Below are 16423 nucleotides of genomic sequence, written 5' to 3'. Positions count from 1 at the left end.
TTCCGAAGACAGCCAAAGGATATGTAGCGATTTATTACACGTATAGATTGTAGACTTGTACAGGTAAACAAACCACGCACATGGACGGGCCATGAAACGCGCACAAGAGATCAATCAGGTCCGCTGGGACCTGGCACTTCGCTATCGCTTGATCGAAACCGTGACCTGGTGGGAAGGCCGTCTTACCACGGGCCACCTGATGCAGAGCTTCGGCATCAGCCGCCAACAGGCGTCCAAAGACATCAACACTTACATCACCGAGCATGCGCCTAAAAACCTTACATATGACAAGCAGCTAAAGGGTTACGTACCAAGCAAGCAATTCAAGCCGCTGTTCATCGATGACAGTGCCAATGCCTATCTGCAACTGCTGAACCAGACTCACTCGCGGGCGCCGCATGTGGAAGGATTGGCACTGGCTTATGCGCATACCAAGGTACTGGAGGTGCATGACCGCACGATTCGTCCGGGCGTACTGCGCCCACTGCTCAGGGCCTGCCGCAACGGCGAAGTGATTTCCATCGAATATGTGTCGCTAGCCAATCCGGCTCCGGAAACGAGGCTGATCTCACCTCACACCTTGATCTATACCGGCATGCGTTGGCATGTGCGGGCTTACTGCGAGAAGAACCGCAAGTATCGCGACTTTGTGTTGAGCAGGTTCCGGGGCGAACCAGAGTTTGAGCGCATGAGCGAGAACCTGATTAGCGAAGACGAGGAATGGAACACCATGGTCGATGTAGTCATCGAGCCGGATTCGCGCCTGAAACCTGCACAGAAGGCAATCATCGAAGTCGACTTCGGTATGGAGGAGGGAGAACTGGTGATCCCGACGCGATGCGCATTGGTTGGTTACGTTTTACAGCGCTATCAGATCGATCCAAAAAAACTCGAGCCCAAGGCGTCAGCACAGCAGATCGTGGTTAAAAATCTGGACGCGCTGAAGCCATGGCTTTACGAGTAAGGCACTGCCTAACAGTAAGTTCGCCTCAGAACAGCACCACCGCTACTCCAACCCCCAGCAAGGCGACGCCGAGGACGATCGATCTGAGCAAAACGCGCTTGGCCAGCCGGGTATGCTCGGCGGAAAGTTGCTCCAGCCGCCGCTCCATTGTACGGACCAAATCGAGGCTGGATTCAAGATGTTTACTGATTGAAGTTTCGAGCTGTCCAGGCAATGCCTGATTGAATGCATTGAGCTTACCGTCAATAGTTTCGCTATGGTTGTTCAGCTTTTGTTGCTGGTCCTGCGCGATACGCAGCAACTGTTTATCGCGAGCTTCCAACGTGCTCACTGCGGTCGACAGGGAGTCGTAAACATCCTTGCGGACCTGATTGAGCTGTTGGCCTATTTCTACCAGGACCTCTTCGTTGATCTGAACAATACGCGCTTCGGCTGCTTCTACGCGACGCACGCAGCCAATCAGGTCGCGCGCCTGGGTAGCACTCAGGCCTTTGGCTTCAAGCAGCCCTTGGTTAGCCGCTCGGATCTCCCCTTGCTGGGCAGCCAGTTGTTGCTGTTGGTCAAGGATCTGCGTGTTCTGTGCCCGTAGCTGCATCGCCTGTGCTTCGAGGCGCTGCTGCTGACTCAACAGAACATCCTGCTGATCGCAAAGCACTTTTGAAACGGCAGTATTGAAGATCAACAACTGCGATGAGTGCCGATTGAGGTTGGAGATCTCAGTGGTCAGGCTTAGCTGCGCATCCTTGATCTTATCCTCGGTATTATTCCACCAGTTGCTCAGGACGTTCTGAGTGCTTTTCTCGCTTCGTGCCTTTTGCAATGCATCGTTGGCGCTCTTGGCCTGATGTTGCGCATCGACCACGGCGGTAATCAAATCCTTTACACAGCTGCCACCGATGACCGACTCCGACAAATCCGCTTGAGACAAAGCAGTAACGATCTGGATTTCCTTGCCTTTCAAACTGCTCATTGCATCTCCTTGTTGCCTTGAAAAAAATCATCCAGCAGCGCTTGGGTGTCATCCAGATACGCGACCATATGACGCGTTTCATTGACTTGTGCCTTGGCCGTCTCGATACATGCCGTGATACTGAACAGGGTTCCCCGAGAAGTCTGGTATGCGTCGCTCAACGAGCTCTCGGTAGCCTCGTAGCTACTGATGGAGTCAGCGTATTTACCGATCGATTGCAGTGAAACATCTGCCTGCACAAGCAGGTCTCCGGCCAGCCGTTCGGCCAAGCGCCCATCGAGGATGATCGCGTCCAGGAGTTTTTCGTCGTACGCGTAGCGGTAACGTTCGAAGAGATTGTCCAATTGATATGCCAGAAAGGCACTGAGCAACCCCGTCAGCATACCTATCAGCACGCACGCGACCATATCGGCGACCGGCAGCAAGAACGGCAGCGTTTTCAGAAAAGTCGCCACGCTTTCCTGCAACAGAAACCCCACACTCGTGACCACTACAGCGGTGAGGATCTTCAAGCCTTCCTGAAGGGCTTGGTCCGATGTCATACCCTTGGGTGGGAACATGATCATCTTCATCGCCTTGACCAACCCCAGCAGGCCATCACGAATAATGGTGACAAAACGCTTGGCGGTGGAGAGGAAGTTGTTAATCAGGAACGTGATCAGATTGCTCATGAACCCGCTAACCCCCCCCTGTATTGCCTGGGATGCAGCGTCCGGTACTTTCTTGATGACCGACGCTATCACCCGTTGCAGGCGTTCTTTGATCTCCTCGAACAAGGTTTTACCGGCGCTGACACCTGCCTTAATCAATACTTTGAATTCGTTGAATAGACCGTTGACCAGCTCAGTCAGTAGCACACCGAGTGACTGTCGCAGGCCCATCATTGCGGCCTGTTTGCCACCTGTTGTGAAAAGCTCGCCGGCTTGTTTCTTCAACAAGGCTCTATTGGCTGTGCGGTCAGCATGAGCCCTAGCTTTTTGGTAGGCCTCATCGACCATACCTGGATCGAGCCCGAATTCGTCAATATTGGTGGTTCCGTCGTCACGTTCGCGGTTCGCCCACTCCTGAAGATCGTGAGCTTTTTTAGAACCGTTGGCAGGCTTATTGGTTAACGCAAGGTTGTCATCATCGTTGACCATCTTGCGCATACGCCCAGTATCAACACGCTTTTCGCCTGTCGTTGAATCGACCACTACATCGCCAAGCGCGAGATGGTTCTTGACAGTACGGTGGGTTTCGCCGATGGATACGACGTGATCCAGTTCAACTGTAACTGTCTCGCCAGTGCGCATGGTAGTAGTGCCATCGGAAGACACTTCAGCGCCTGTGTAGTCATCCCGGCCCTGGGCTATCTTCTCTGCACGCTTCTCTTCCCAAGTTTTACCGCCGGCAGCTTCAGCCTTCTTCTTGGTGTTAATCTCATACTGGGACCGGACGTCTTCGTCGTATTCGATCTTTGAATGCGCATGCAGAGTTTTGTCCGACTCGGTCGCGACGTATTGGTCATCGTCCCGGGAAAAATTATGCAGGGTGGTGACATTGCCACCGTTCCTGTCCTCGAACATTGCCGTGGACAGCCCAAACGGCCCGATAATTTGCCCTATGACCTGTTGCTGGCAATCACTGAACAGTTTTTGCAGGCTCTGCTCGCGCATTTCAATAAGCGTCATTTTCATAGGGGCCTCAGGCATGCACGCGCTTGGCTACAGCCTCGAACCATACGGAAAAACTTGGCGCCTTCACCGAGCGTCGAGGGAATTCATGGGAATAGCCGATGACTTGGCCAAGGTTGCCGGCGGCTGCCGGCGCGAGGTCGAGGCAGAGATTGTCACCAGCACCATTGGCGGCGAAAGGAATCCAGCGTGTGTCCCACCAGGTGTGAAGCACCGCGGGGTCGGGCTTGCCCAATGGCTCATCTAGATCACCTCGGTCGAGCAGGCGGCGCAACGCCGACCACTCCAAAAGGATCTTCCGGGCCGAAAGAAACTCATAGCCCTCGAACAACCTTTCTGCTTTACCCAGTTGCCCGTCATGAAGCATCAGGCACTGCACGAAATCGCTGGGCAAAGTCACACCAAGTTGCTCTTCCAGCTCTTTGATCTGGACACGAGACGCGGGAGGATTTAAGTCGGCGAAAAGCTCTGGGTTGTGTCTTCGCAGAAATGTTTCAAGGTCAAGCCAAAGCTGTTTCACGATCATCCTCCTTTGTTGTCTGCGGGGCGCAGCCTTCCCTTCACTAATGCTTGGTAGCAATTAGACACTATCTAGTATCGTGCCCGATCACATAACGCTTGTCATCTTCGTAACGGCTCAAGCGTTTGCTTTCACGTAATTAAGCGATGAATCTTGGGAGATCAGTGAGGCCTTGTTCAGACTCATAAGGCAGGCGATCGTCCGCCCAAACTAGGAAGGCCAGTCATGCTTTACTCAATCTTGGACGATATCTACAAGGTCCAAGTGGTCGAGTTGTATCGTCTGACCGTCTGCTTCTGGCCGATTCTGTTGAAAAAGTCGGTTCGCCCAAACAGCCTGGTCATTGACTGGTTAAAACGCCTTTTTTGCCCACCGCTACGTGAAATCTGAGTCCGGAAGCCTCTGCCGAAAGTAAAGACTTCAATCTCGGACGCATACTTTTCTGCTGCGGAAACCATGGTCGACTTTTTCAACAGAATCGGCCGATCGCTGTCTGTCGTGAAGGGCTGTATCCGCCCCTAAGCGATCACTCGAAACATTGATCAACGTAAACCTGCAGGAATTTATCCTCTATGGACACTCTGAATTCCGAGGACTTGTTGCCGGAGTTTTGCACTCGGTTTTAGCCGCCGCCAACTCATTAAAATCACCGGCCCAGCGCCGGCGGTTTCGTTATCGTCACCCAGCATACAACCAGCCCGTCAGGCTCATTGGCCTGGCCGCTATTCACTGCGCAGAGCCGCCACCGGATGCAGGCGGGCCGCCCGCAGTGCCGGCGCCAGGCCGGCGAGAATGCCGAGCACCGCCGCCAGCAGCAGTGCCAGCAGCAGAAACATTGGCTGCAGCGCCAAGGGCAGGCTCGGCATGGCCAGGTGCAGTAGCCCGAGCAGCAGGCCCATCAACAGCAGTCCCAGCAGACCACCGGCCAGGGACAGCAGCGTCGCTTCGGCGAGAAACAGCCCGAGCACCTGCCGCGGACTGGCACCTATCGCCCGCAGCAGGCCGATTTCCGCCGTGCGCTCGCCCACAGTGGTGGTCATGATGGTGAGAATGCCGACGGCGCCGACCAACAGGGAAATGCCCCCCAAGGCACCGATGGCCAGGCTCAGGGTGCCGAGAACGCGGTTGAAGCTGCGCAACATGTCGTCCTGGGTGCTCAGGCTGAAGTCCTCCTCGCCGTGCCGTTCGCCGAGCACCTGGCGAATCTGCTGACTCAACGCCCGCGAAGTGGTGCCGGCGCCGAACACCACATGGACTTTGACCACCCCGGTGCGGTTGAACAGGCTTTCGGCCCAATCCACCGGGATGTAGGCGATATCGTCGAGGTTGAAGCCGAGCAACTGGCCCTTCTGCGCCATCACGCCGATCACCCGGAAACGCACGCCGCCGACGCGGATCAGCTCGCCCAGCGGATTGCGTGCACCGAACAGCTCGACTCGCAGCTGATGGCCGAGCACCACATAGGGCGGCGAACGACCGTCACGGGCCACGGGCAGGAACTCGCCCAGGCTCAGTTGCATGCGCCAGGCCTGCGCCAGCTGATGGCCGCCACCGAGAATGTCGCTGCGCCGGCTCAGTTGACCGAACTGGATATCCCCGCTGCCCGGAATGATCGGCACCGCCGCCTCGACATGCGGCAAGCGCCGCAGGGCGTCGGTATCACTGATGGTCAGTGGCCGTACGCTGCCGAGCAGACCGCCGAGGCCGCTGGTCTGGGTCTTGCCCGGGCGCACGGTGATGATCCGCGTACCAAACTGCGAGAAGTTCTCCAGCACGTAGCCGCGCACGCCTTCGCCTATGGCCGTGAGCAGCGCCACGGCGGCTATCCCGATCGCTACCCCGAGCAGGGTCAGCAGGCTGCGCAAGGGGCGACAGGTGAGCGCCGAGCTGGTCAGCCGGAAACCATCTTGCCAGCGCATCAGTGCGCTCCCGGCGGGCGTAGCGCCGCCACCGGCTCCAGCGCCGAGGCCCGAGCGGCCGGCAGCCAGGCGAACAGCAGCGCCGTGACGAGTGCCAGCAGCACCGCGCTAGCCCGCGCCCACCAGGGTGCATAGAGCGGCAGATCGAACGCCAGGCGCCCCAGCCAGAGCAAGGTTTCGGCCAGCAGCAGCCCCGCCAGCGCCCCCGCCAGGGCGAGCAGCGCCGCCTCGCCGAGGAACAGCAGGCGCAACTGCGCCGCCGTCACACCTATGGCTTTGAGCAGGCCGATCTCGGCGCTGCGCTGGCTCACCGCAATCCAGGTCACGTTCATGATCAGGATGCCTGCCACCAGCAGGCTGATCGCGGCAATCCCGGCCACCGCCAGGGTCAGCACCGTGAGTATCTCGTCGAAGGCGCTGAGCAGGCTGTCCTGGCTGATCAGGGTGATGTCTTCCTCACCCTCGTGGCGCTCCTTGAGCGCGGCGAGTATCAGCCGCTTGCTGCGCTCGAGAAAGCTCGGCCCACTCACCTCGACAAACACCCGCAACAACCCCTCGCGATTGAACAAGGCCTGGGCACTGGCCACCGGGATGATCAACATCTCGGCGAAATCCATCCCCAGGGATTCGCCCCGCTCACTGAGGATACCGACCACCCGAAAGCGCCGGTCGCCGGCGCGCAACCATTCACCCAGGGCCGGGCGCGCACCGAATAGCTCGCGCCGGAGTTTGCCGCCGATCACGCAGACGGCCTCGGCCTGCTCAGGGTCCAGCTCCGGCAGGGGCTGGCCCTGGACGACCGTCAGTTGGCGAATGGCGAAGAAGTCTCGCGTGGTGCCCAGGGTCAGCACCTCACGATTGCGGTTGCCGACTATCACCTCCATCTGCCCGGCCTGCATCGGCGCGACCCGGCGGATGCCCGGCAACCGGGTGATGGCCTGGACGTCCTGCAAGGTCAACTCGTGCGGCGTCAGTCCGGTGAGCGGCGGCATGCGCCCCGTGGTTTCCTTGCGGCCCGGGAAAACGATCAGGATGTCGCGCCCGAGCAGTGAGAACTCGTTCAGGACGAAGGCCCGCGCGCCCGCGCCGAGACCGGTGAGCAGATTGACCGCCACCACCCCGATAGCGATGGCCAGCAGCAGCATCAGGCTGCGCGAGCGATGCCCACGCAAGGCGCCGAGCCAGAAGGCCAGGGCATCGGCGGCGCGCATCAGGCCAGCGCCTGCTGCGACGCAGCACTGTGGATCCGCCCGTCACGCATGTGTAACTGGCGGTGCGCGCGGGCGCCCAGGCTGGCGTCGTGGGTCACCACTATCAGGGTCAGCCCCTCGTCGTTGAGCTCCTCCAGCAGGCTGAAGACTTCGGCGCCGGCCTGGCTATCGAGATTGCCGGTGGGCTCGTCGGCCAACAACAGCGCCGGTTGCATGACCATCGCCCGGGCGATGGCGACGCGCTGGCGCTGTCCACCGGACAGCTCGCCCGGGCGGTGGGCAATACGATCGCCCAGCCCCAGGCGCGCCACCAATTGGCTGCTGCGCTTGTGCCGTTGCGCCGCGCCGATACCGGCGAGGACCATCGGCAGTTCGATGTTCTCCAGCACCGTCAGCCGTGCGATCAGGTGGTAGGACTGGAACACGAAACCTATCAGTTGGCTGCGCAATTGGGCGCGCCGCGCCTCGCTCAGCGTCGCCGTGGCCTCGCCCTGCAGCCAGTATTCGCCAGCGCTCGGCGCATCGAGCAAACCGAGGATGTTCAGCAGGGTCGACTTGCCCGAGCCCGACGGGCCCATCACCGCCATGTAGTCACCGGCGGCGATGTCCAGATCCAGGCCGTCCAGCCCCATCACCTTCTGCTCGCCCAACTGGAAGCTGCGGCTGCCGCCGCGCAGGCGGATCATTGCTGAGTCTCCGACGCATCCACCGGGATCACCGACACGGTGTCCTTGAGCCCTTCCTGCTCGAGGCTGGCGACTATGCGCGCGTCCTCGTCCAGCCCTGCGAGCACCTCGGTCCAGCGCCAGTTGCTCAACCCGGTTTGCACCTCCACCTCGCGCAACACCCGGGCGCTGGGGTCATAGCGCAGCACGCGCTGCCCCTCCAGCAGGGTCTCGGTGGGGATACGCAAAGCACGTTCGCGCTGCTCCAGGAGGATCTCGACATCGGCGCTATAGCCAGTGAGCAGAACCAGATCGGCCGGCGGCTGGTCGAAGCGCACCTCGACATCGACGGTACGCGCCTGCTTCTCCAGTTCACGCACATAGGGCGCGATGCGGCTGACGCGGCCAGCGAAATGCTGCCCACGGAAAGCATCCAGGCTGATCCGCACCGCGGTTCCGGGGCGAACCCGGGCAGCGTCCACCTCATCGATCGGCGCCTCGACATACAGGCAGCTGTCGTCGATCAGGTCGACCGCCGGCGGCGTGGGAATACCCGGCGGCGAAGGGGTGACGAACTCGCCGAGTTCGCCGTTGATTTCTGCAACTATGCCGGCGAATGGCGCACGCAGGGTCGTCTGCTCCAGCAGTGAACGCTGTAACTGCAAGCTGGCGTCGGCCTCGCGGATCAGCACGGCACTGGCATTGCACATCAGCTTCGCCAGGTTAGCCTTGGTCTCGGCCTGATCGAGGCGATCGGCGGCAACCAGCTTGCGGTCGGCCAGTTGGCCCAGGCGATCGAGGTCGCGCCGGTCCAGATGAGCCTGCTGGCAGCGCTGTTCGCGGGCGTTGCGTTGGGCCTCCAACCGCGCCTCGGCCTCCTGCAACCGGGCCTGCTGCTCGACCTGCCGCAAGCGCATGAGCACCTGACCCGCCTGGACCCGCTGGCCCTCGGCGATCAGCAACTCGGCAACCTGGCCGCCGACATTGAAGGACAGATGCGAGCGCCGACAGGACTTCAGCGTACCCGCGCGGGTGTTGGCAACCAGCGTCTCCACCGGCCCGCGCTCAACCTCCAGCAGCCTGACCGGCAACGGCTGTGGTCGACTCAACCAGCCGCCCAGCACCACCAGACAGGCCAGTATCGACGAGCCAATCAATAATTTGCGCATAGACTTCACCTCCTCCCCACATGGCTTGAGCCTAGGTCAGGAGGGTAAAAGAACAACGCGAAACGTCATTTATCCGACGCTTTTCAGACGAGCGTCAGACGAGCGCCAGATAAATGGCGAATGAGATTTATTTCTCTCGCAACGGCTGTTCGCCAGCCATGCCAACTCAATAGAAATCCTTGCCGCGGCAACGCTGCGACGTCGAAATATCTCCGGAAACTGTGCCACGCTTTGCCCATACCCGAATGTCTTCTCGCGGTTGTGGGTTCAACCGCTCGACGCAACACAACTAAATTCTGTGTAAGCAGAAGGAAAGCTGCAAACCCCGCGACGCTTAAGGGCTTGCGACTCATTGCCGATACGCCTCTCATGCGAGCCGGTTTCTACCGGAAGGCCTGCCGTGTTCATTACGGAACACGCAAGCCTATTTGCTTACCTCAGGCGCATATCCGGGGCGTCTCGGGCGTCTGCCAGATCCTCTCGGGCATCTTTCGCCTCAACTTTGCCAGCCTCTCTGGCATCTTTCGGCCGGACTTTGCTCGACTCTCTGGCAAATTGCCTGAACTTTGGCGTCCCGGGCTGCATCTGCAGCAGCTTTGGCAGCATCTCTGGCTGCATCTGCGCCTGCCTTGCCGGCGTCCCTGGCTGCATCCGCAGCGGCCCTGGCAGCATCCCTTGTGGCATCCGCGCCCGCTACGCCAGCAGCTCTTGCTACGTCCCTGGCTGCATCCGCCTGAGTTCTGGCTGCGTCCCTGGTTGCATTTGCAGTGGCTATTGCCGAATCCCGGACTGCATCCGCATCAGCTTTGGCAGCGTCCCGGACTGCATCCGCGTCGTTCACGGCAGCGTCTGCGCCATTGTTGTCTGCGTCGTTGTCATGCGCATTGCCATTGCCTGCTACACCATCATCGCCTGCCACATCATGATCGCCTGCTACACCATCATCGCCTGCCGCATCATGATCGCCTGCCGCACCATGATCACCACCCTTTCCATCGCCTCCTGCTCCATGATCACCACCCTTTCCATCGCCTCCTGCTCCATGATCACCACCCTTTCCATCGCCTCCTGCTCCATGATCGCCACCCTTTCCATCGCCTCCTGCTCCATGATCACCACCCTTTCCATCGCCTCCTGCTCCATGATCACCACCCTTTCCATCGCCTCCTGCTCCATGATCGCCACCCTTTCCATCGCCTCCTGCTCCATGATCACCACCCTTTCCATCGCCTCCTGCTCCATGATCACCACCCTTTCCATCGCCTCCTGCTCCATGATCGCCACCCTTTCCTTGGCCACTGCCACCCTGACCACCGTCGCTGCCACCTTCTTTGGCATACACGCTGGAGAAACTGCCGATGTAATCGGGCACCAGTACAGTCGATGCCGACAGGACTGCGCCAATTGCCAGAGCCAATAAACATTTATTGAGCTGCATGTTCCAACCTCCGGTTGGAGTTGCGTAGTCATGTCCGTATCGAACGCAATATCCAGTAAGTTCCCGGCCGCCCATTTGAGCGGCCAGCCAACCGACACGGTCATCAATCTGCAGCTTTAACGAGCAACTGCGGCTTGCGCATGATCCTTCAACACCAGTCAGTATCGCTTCGCGGGAAATATTCCCACGTATAGGTTAGATGAGTGCTTTCAGCCCGAGTTCAACAAATCAATCTCAGGACCAGGACATGCGTTGAGCGGTACGCGTTATCGTTAACGACCATCGCTGGCAAGCCAGCTCCCACAAGGGGCGGTGACCTCCAAACCAGTGAACGCCCCAAAAAAAACATCGAGGTCTGAAAAGGGCAAGTTCTGAGTGCCCTTGCGCAAGCCGTGTCTATAATTTTCCAGATATCGGCCCCATTGGTCAGTGAATACAAATGTCCGAAGATGAAAATTCGCAGCCCGGTTCTGACGTTCTCTTCGACGAAGCTGACTGTGGATTGCTGCTGACCGCAGAAAATGGCGAGATCGCACGGGTCAACCTCACGTTCTGCCGCTGGTTAGGCTTGCGGCGAAAAGAGCTGCTCGGGCGTCACATCCAGGACTTGATGAGCCTCGAGGGAAGGACGTTCCACAAGATGTACTGGGCGCCCCTCATGCAGATTCAGGGCGTCGTTGCTGACGTGAAGTTCGATCTCGTTCACCACAACGGAGATTTCATTCCAATGATGCTCAGCGCCATCAGCTGTGAGCATTCTGCTGGCATATTTCATGAAATGACGCTATTCAAGGCCGCGGATAGCCAAAGGTACGAGCGCGAACTGCTCAATGCCCGAATGCTTGCCGAAAGGCATTTGGCGAAACACCTCAAGGACCAACGCGTACAGGACATGACCCAGGACAAGTTGCGTCTAACGTACGCTGCGGCTGAAGACAGGGCCCTGTTCGCCGAGCAACTGATCGGGATTGTCAGTCATGACCTGCGCAATCCGTTGTCGGCCATAAAAATGGCCACGGAACTGCTGGGCCGCCGAGAGATGGATGCCAAACAGGTCCAGATACTTGGCCACATCACCCACTCGGCCGAGCGTGCGCAGCGCTTGGTGGCCGATCTGCTGGATTTCACCCTGACTCAGGTGGGGCGAGGTATCTCGGTCCTGCCCAAACCCATCGATTTACACGAACTGATAGCCGATTGCCTGGACGAGTTGAGCCTGGCTTTTCCCGGGCATACGTTGACCCATCTGCGGTATGGGCAAGGTGCTTTCTCTGCAGACAGCGATCGGCTTTATCAGCTCATCGGCAACCTGGTCGCCAATGCAGTCGCCTACGGTGCCAACGATAGCGAAGTCACCGTTTCCACACGCTTTGAAGATCAAGTTCTCGTTATAACCGTGCACAACTTCGGCACCCCTATACCTGAGGCGTTGCTTGGGGATTTGTTCGAGCCGATGATCCGAGGCAGTCATGACAATGCCGAACTCAGAAGTGTCGGGTTGGGTCTGTTCATTGTTCGGGAGATCGTTAAGGCGCACTGCGGCGAAGTGGCTGTAACTTCTACTCTCACCACCGGTACAACATTCACTGTAACCTTTCCTCGCACCTGATATTTACCTGGATTGCCCTTCCCCCCTCCATTACTAGCCGACGATAGCCAGGCATGACTGGCCGCTTCACGCCCCGAGGAAGTCAGTCAACCCAAATAGAGGTTCTTGAGGAGCGATGAGTTTATTCCTTATAGGCAACGAGTCTCGCTACCTGATTAAAAGCACTCTCAATGAACCGAGATGATTACCCTTGGCCGCGTAGTGACTCGTTGGTTTCCATCGCGAACACAATAACTTCCTGTGTCGATATCAGACACGGATGTGGCGTGATCAGATAACTGAATCATCGGACAAGCCGGGTAAGGTGGCGCACCTTTTCATCGAAACAACCACGTCACGATGATGGGCTTGATAAGAACTGCAGCGTTTGAAGGGTGCTTCTTTCAGGAAGCCCGGCAGGCAGCAATGATGATCTGTTGCCCTATCCATCCGCTTAAATGTCGATCGGCAGAGAAAAAAAAACCAATGATTAGCCCGAGCTCCAAGGATTCGAGTGGCCAATTGGCGCAGGGCTTCAAGCCTCGTCACGTAACAATGCTGTCAATCGCCGGTATTATCGGCGCCGGTTTGTTCGTTGGCTCAGGACACGCCATTGCGGCGGCTGGCCCGGCGGTCCTGCTGGCCTATCTATTCTCTGGCCTGCTCGTCGTCCTGGTCATGCGCATGCTCGGTGAAATGGCGGTGGCCAACCCGGACACCGGCTCTTTCTCCACCTATGCCGACCAGGCCATCGGCCGTTGGGCCGGCTTCACCGTCGGTTGGCTCTACTGGTGGTTCTGGGTGCTGGTGATCCCTATCGAAGCGCTGGCCGCCGGTCATGTATTGAACCAGTGGTTTCCCCAAATCGATGCCTGGCTGTTCGCCCTGGTGTCGATCATTGTACTGGTGGTGACAAATCTGTTCAGCGTGTCCAAGTACGGCGAATTCGAGTTCTGGTTCGCCATGGCCAAGGTCGTGGCGATCATCGGTTTCATCGGCGTGGGCTTTGCCGTGTTGATGGGCTGGATTCCCGATCGGGAAGTCAGCGGATTGAGCGGCCTGATGGCCGAGCACGGCGGGTTTGCTCCAAACGGGCTGTCGGCGGTAGTCGGCGCCTTCATCACCATCATGTTCAGTTTCATCGGTACCGAAGCGGTCACCATCGCCGCCGCCGAATCCGACAATCCCTCGCAGAACATTGCCAAGGCCACCCGTTCGGTGATCTGGCGCATCGGGGTGTTTTACCTGCTGTCGATTTTCGTGGTCATCTCCGTGGTGCCCTGGAATGACCCGCTGTTGGCTTCGGTAGGCTCCTACCAGCGGGCCCTGGAAATCATGAACATTCCCCACGCCAAGTTCATGGTGGACGTGGTGGTGCTGATCGCCGTGGCCAGTTGCATGAACTCCTCGATCTACATTGCCTCGCGCATGCTGTACTCGCTGGGCCGTCGCGGTGATGCGCCGAAGGCACTGAAGGCGACCTCCTCCGAAGGCGTGCCGCGGGCAGCAGTCATCGCCAGCACCGTGTTGGGCGCGGCGATCACCGTGTGGAGCTACTTCATGCCCGCCGGGTTGTTCGAGTTCCTGCTGGCCAGTTCCGGCGCGATTGCCTTGGTGGTGTACCTGGCCATTGCAGTGTCGCAGCTGCGCATGCGCCGGATGTTGCGTCGGCAGAACGTCGAGCTGACCTTTCGCATGTGGCTGTTTCCATGGCTCACCTGGTTGGTGATCCTGTTCATCTGCGCGGCGCTGGCGGTGATGATGGCCTCCCCTGAACACCGTACCGAAGTGAGCACGACCATTGGCCTGGCGCTGGCGATTTCCTTTATCGGCCTTGTGACATCGCGTCAGCCTGCGCAGGCTGCGAGAGCGACATCGGCGGGATAAAACCAGGGAGGTAGTTGCGCCGAACCTGATACCCCCTACGCCAGGACTGGGGGTATTACCCGCTCCTGTGTCACAGGCCGTCATCGCTTTTTGTGAGGACATGACCACGATGTCATCGAACTCCACCGTGTCCGACGGAAAGACTCAATCCGTCGGTTTTCTGCTGCTGGACAAATTCACACTTATTTCCCTGGCGTCCGCAGTAGAACCACTGCGCATGGCCAATCAGTTGTCGGGGCGAGAGCTATATCGCTGGCATACGTTCAGCCCTGGTGGAGAGCCTGTCTGGGCCAGTGACGGCGTGCAGATCACTCCGGATGCTTCGTGGAACAACCCATTGGTGGCGGACACTGTAATCGTGTGCGGCGGCATTGGAATCCAGAGCGTGATTACCCGCGAGCACATTACCTGGCTGCAAGCCTTGGCGCGTCAGTCCAGACGCTTGGGAGGTGTATGCACCGGTAGCTGGGCGCTCGCAAAAGCCGGGCTGCTCGACGGCTACGAGTGCAGTGTGCATTGGGAATTTCTGGCTGCCATGCAGGAAGCTTTCCCGCGAGTCAGCATCAGCGCGAGCCTGTTCACCCTCGACCAAAACCGCTTTACAAGCTCCGGCGGAACGGCCCCCATGGACATGATGCTGCACCTGATCGGTCGCGATCATGGTCGTGAATTATCGGCAGCCATTTCTGATATGTTCGTTTACGAGCGCATACGCAACGAACAGGATCATCAGCGCGTTCCACTCAGGCATATGCTCGGAACTCATCAGCCCAAGCTGCAAGAGATCGTCGCGTTGATGGAGGCCAATCTCGAGGAACCGATCGACCTCGATAACCTTGCAGAATACGTTGACCTGTCACGTCGACAGCTGGAGCGGCTATTTCAGAAATACCTTCACTGTACGCCGTCACGCTATTACTTGAGGTTACGTCTTGTTCGAGCACGACAACTGCTCAAGCAAACATCACTGTCGATCATTGAGTTGGCGTATGTATGCGGTTTCGTGTCGACACCCCATTTTTCCAAATGCTATCGCGAGTACTTTGGTGTTCCACCCAGTGAGGAGCGTTCCGGCTCTGAAATGAATCGCAAATTGGCAACGCTTGCGACTACGCAGCCGTCATTGACCAAACCGCTGACAGCACTCGACCAGGCGCGAAACGAATCGACCTTTGCCAGTGTTCGCATGATGGATCGTTCCGGTTTGGCGGAGTCGAGGTGATCGGCGGTTTACGCGCTGCAAGCCCTCCTGGCAGGGCAAGCTTATTGCAGTGAATCGCTCCAGCCCTACCACTTCTGCCTGAGTCGTTAATCATGGATGAAGCCAGCGTCGAATCCGCCGCAACTGCGAGGATACGCGCCAGCACGGCAGCTCGACGACTTCAGTCCCTTGCCAACGAAGGACCGGTTCTGCTGCTCGGTCATGGCTTTATGAATCGAATGATCGCCAAACAACTGGTGGCCGATGGATGGGTTCGCCAAAAACGTAACGGCAGCCAGTATTGGAGTGCGACGGTGTATCAATATAGCGGTGTTTAAAAGTGCCATCTGGCGCGGAGATTAAACGAAGGGGAAGTTCAGGTTGCTCGTTCATTTGTAGAGACTTCTTTGGGACGCGAAAACCACGTTTTTGGTTGACTGACTTCCTCAGGGCGTGAAGCGGCCCTCCGTGAGGGGCAGAAACCGACCATGAGCAGCCAGTCGGAAATATCCACGAAACCATGGGCGCTTCACTCTGGGACACATAGGCATTGAGCTTCCCTCCGCTCTCGGTTCCCGACTGGGAGCGCGGCGCCTATAAAGTTGCCATTATGATTTGTCGTCCATCTTTTTTGACGATTGTGGCCGGCGTTCAGTGCTCTCTTCGGCGTTGGGCGCTTCTGGAAAACTCCCTGGCGTGAACACATGGGTCTGCAGGTCGCTGGCATCGACTTCGGCGACACCATGAACCGAACGGGCCAGATCAATGGCCTGTTCACACTGTCTATGAGTGTTGACGCGGCCGCTTAACCCCACTATGCCCGCATGGGTTTTGACATTGATATGCAGACTAAGGGTCGGATCGGAAAATGCCAGGGCCGACTTCACCTTGGCGGTAATCCATGCATCGTGAACGGCCATTTCCAGACCATGAGAGTAATGCTGGAAGGAGTGAATTTTCATGGCTGAACCCTCTCTCGCGTAATCAGACGTATTGCCCATCCCTTCTGCTGTGCTGCCCTCTGCCTGTGAGGTGAACGCTATGGATACCTGATTCGTTTTGGAGCGCTCGCCACACAAACATTGACAGAAATTAATTATAGTACGGCCGTTGCCTGCGGTCAGAGCGCTGCAACTATGCGTAACGACTTGTATCCTTATTCAAGACAAGGAAAAACAGCTGCCGTTATGGCCTTGGCCCAACAGTAGCTGGAACGGA

The 16423-nt window shown here is 58.2% G+C and carries 13 protein-coding genes and 1 pseudogene; 5 read left to right on the top strand and 9 right to left on the bottom strand.

What is annotated here, in order from left to right:
- Positions 1 to 91 precede the first annotated feature (91 nt).
- Positions 92 to 964, top strand: a complete 873-nt coding sequence (locus ACXX83_RS07830; protein WP_458548036.1) for a helix-turn-helix transcriptional regulator — start codon at positions 92 to 94, stop codon at positions 962 to 964.
- A gap of 25 nt (positions 965 to 989) precedes the next feature.
- Here ACXX83_RS07830 and ACXX83_RS07825 read toward each other — a convergent pair whose 3' ends face one another.
- The 8 genes from ACXX83_RS07825 to ACXX83_RS07790 form a co-directional block, all read right to left on the bottom strand.
- Positions 990 to 1934, bottom strand: a complete 945-nt coding sequence (locus ACXX83_RS07825; RefSeq protein ID WP_458548035.1) for a hypothetical protein — start codon at positions 1932 to 1934, stop codon at positions 990 to 992.
- Positions 1931 to 3610, bottom strand: coding sequence for a hypothetical protein (locus ACXX83_RS07820; RefSeq protein ID WP_458548034.1), 1680 nt, complete (start codon positions 3608 to 3610; stop codon positions 1931 to 1933). Before ACXX83_RS07820 ends, ACXX83_RS07825 begins: the two co-directional genes overlap by 4 nt.
- 7 nt (positions 3611 to 3617) lie before the next feature.
- Entirely contained in the window at positions 3618 to 4127 is a 510-nt protein-coding gene (locus ACXX83_RS07815) for an SMI1/KNR4 family protein (RefSeq protein WP_458548033.1), read from the bottom strand.
- Between the two features lie 722 nt (positions 4128 to 4849).
- On the bottom strand, positions 4850 to 6046 hold the full coding sequence (locus ACXX83_RS07810; RefSeq protein WP_458548032.1) for an ABC transporter permease: 1197 nt from the start codon (positions 6044 to 6046) through the stop codon (positions 4850 to 4852).
- On the bottom strand, positions 6046 to 7257 hold the full coding sequence (locus ACXX83_RS07805) for an ABC transporter permease (RefSeq protein ID WP_458548031.1): 1212 nt from the start codon (positions 7255 to 7257) through the stop codon (positions 6046 to 6048). Before ACXX83_RS07805 ends, ACXX83_RS07810 begins: the two co-directional genes overlap by 1 nt.
- The gene (locus tag ACXX83_RS07800) at positions 7257 to 7943 is read right to left on the bottom strand and encodes an ABC transporter ATP-binding protein (RefSeq protein WP_015094670.1); all 687 of its coding nucleotides are present in this window, start codon (positions 7941 to 7943) and stop codon (positions 7257 to 7259) included. Before ACXX83_RS07800 ends, ACXX83_RS07805 begins: the two co-directional genes overlap by 1 nt.
- Positions 7940 to 9091, bottom strand: coding sequence for an efflux RND transporter periplasmic adaptor subunit (locus ACXX83_RS07795; RefSeq protein WP_458548030.1), 1152 nt, complete (start codon positions 9089 to 9091; stop codon positions 7940 to 7942). Before ACXX83_RS07795 ends, ACXX83_RS07800 begins: the two co-directional genes overlap by 4 nt.
- Positions 9092 to 10024: 933 nt before the next feature.
- Positions 10025 to 10396, bottom strand: a complete 372-nt coding sequence (locus tag ACXX83_RS07790) for a hypothetical protein (protein WP_458548029.1) — start codon at positions 10394 to 10396, stop codon at positions 10025 to 10027.
- A 572-nt stretch (positions 10397 to 10968) separates the two neighbouring features.
- On the opposite strand from ACXX83_RS07790, the gene ACXX83_RS07785 reads away from it, so the two are divergent.
- From ACXX83_RS07785 to ACXX83_RS07770, 4 genes and pseudogenes are all read left to right on the top strand, one after another.
- A complete protein-coding gene (locus ACXX83_RS07785; RefSeq protein WP_458548028.1) occupies positions 10969 to 12138 on the top strand; it encodes a PAS domain-containing sensor histidine kinase in 1170 nt (389 codons plus the stop codon).
- Between the two features lie 465 nt (positions 12139 to 12603).
- The gene (gabP, locus tag ACXX83_RS07780) at positions 12604 to 14004 is read left to right on the top strand and encodes a GABA permease (RefSeq protein ID WP_458548027.1); all 1401 of its coding nucleotides are present in this window, start codon (positions 12604 to 12606) and stop codon (positions 14002 to 14004) included.
- A 109-nt stretch (positions 14005 to 14113) separates the two neighbouring features.
- Positions 14114 to 15226, top strand: a complete 1113-nt coding sequence (gbdR, locus tag ACXX83_RS07775; RefSeq protein WP_458548026.1) for a choline metabolism transcriptional regulator GbdR — start codon at positions 14114 to 14116, stop codon at positions 15224 to 15226.
- 107 nt (positions 15227 to 15333) lie between these two features.
- Positions 15334 to 15543 (top strand): annotated as a pseudogene (locus ACXX83_RS07770) (histidine phosphatase family protein); the annotation flags it as partial.
- A 270-nt stretch (positions 15544 to 15813) separates the two neighbouring features.
- On the opposite strand, the gene ACXX83_RS07765 reads toward ACXX83_RS07770, so the two are convergent.
- Positions 15814 to 16167 (bottom strand): BON domain-containing protein, encoded by a 354-nt coding sequence (locus ACXX83_RS07765; protein ID WP_217837986.1) that lies wholly within the window; start codon positions 16165 to 16167, stop codon positions 15814 to 15816.
- Positions 16168 to 16423: the final 256 nt, after the last annotated feature.

The sequence above is a fragment of the Pseudomonas sp. GNP012 genome (assembly GCF_054343835.1).
Note: the sequence above shows the minus strand (reverse complement) of the source record. Positions and strands in the feature narration are given on the sequence as shown.

Bases quoted from the DNA above. Each gene is read 5' to 3' on its own strand.
- ACXX83_RS07830 (WP_458548036.1), top strand. From the start codon at position 92: ATGAAACGCGCACAAGAGATCAATCAGGTCCGCTGGGACCTGGCACTT.
- ACXX83_RS07825 (WP_458548035.1), bottom strand. From the start codon at position 1,934: ATGAGCAGTTTGAAAGGCAAGGAAATCCAGATCGTTACTGCTTTGTCT.
- ACXX83_RS07820 (WP_458548034.1), bottom strand. From the start codon at position 3,610: ATGAAAATGACGCTTATTGAAATGCGCGAGCAGAGCCTGCAAAAACTG.
- ACXX83_RS07810 (WP_458548032.1), bottom strand. From the start codon at position 6,046: ATGCGCTGGCAAGATGGTTTCCGGCTGACCAGCTCGGCGCTCACCTGT.
- ACXX83_RS07805 (WP_458548031.1), bottom strand. From the start codon at position 7,257: ATGCGCGCCGCCGATGCCCTGGCCTTCTGGCTCGGCGCCTTGCGTGGG.
- ACXX83_RS07800 (WP_015094670.1), bottom strand. From the start codon at position 7,943: ATGATCCGCCTGCGCGGCGGCAGCCGCAGCTTCCAGTTGGGCGAGCAG.
- ACXX83_RS07795 (WP_458548030.1), bottom strand. From the start codon at position 9,091: ATGCGCAAATTATTGATTGGCTCGTCGATACTGGCCTGTCTGGTGGTG.
- ACXX83_RS07785 (WP_458548028.1), top strand. From the start codon at position 10,969: ATGTCCGAAGATGAAAATTCGCAGCCCGGTTCTGACGTTCTCTTCGAC.
- gabP (WP_458548027.1), top strand. From the start codon at position 12,604: ATGATTAGCCCGAGCTCCAAGGATTCGAGTGGCCAATTGGCGCAGGGC.
- gbdR (WP_458548026.1), top strand. From the start codon at position 14,114: ATGTCATCGAACTCCACCGTGTCCGACGGAAAGACTCAATCCGTCGGT.
- ACXX83_RS07765 (WP_217837986.1), bottom strand. From the start codon at position 16,167: ATGAAAATTCACTCCTTCCAGCATTACTCTCATGGTCTGGAAATGGCC.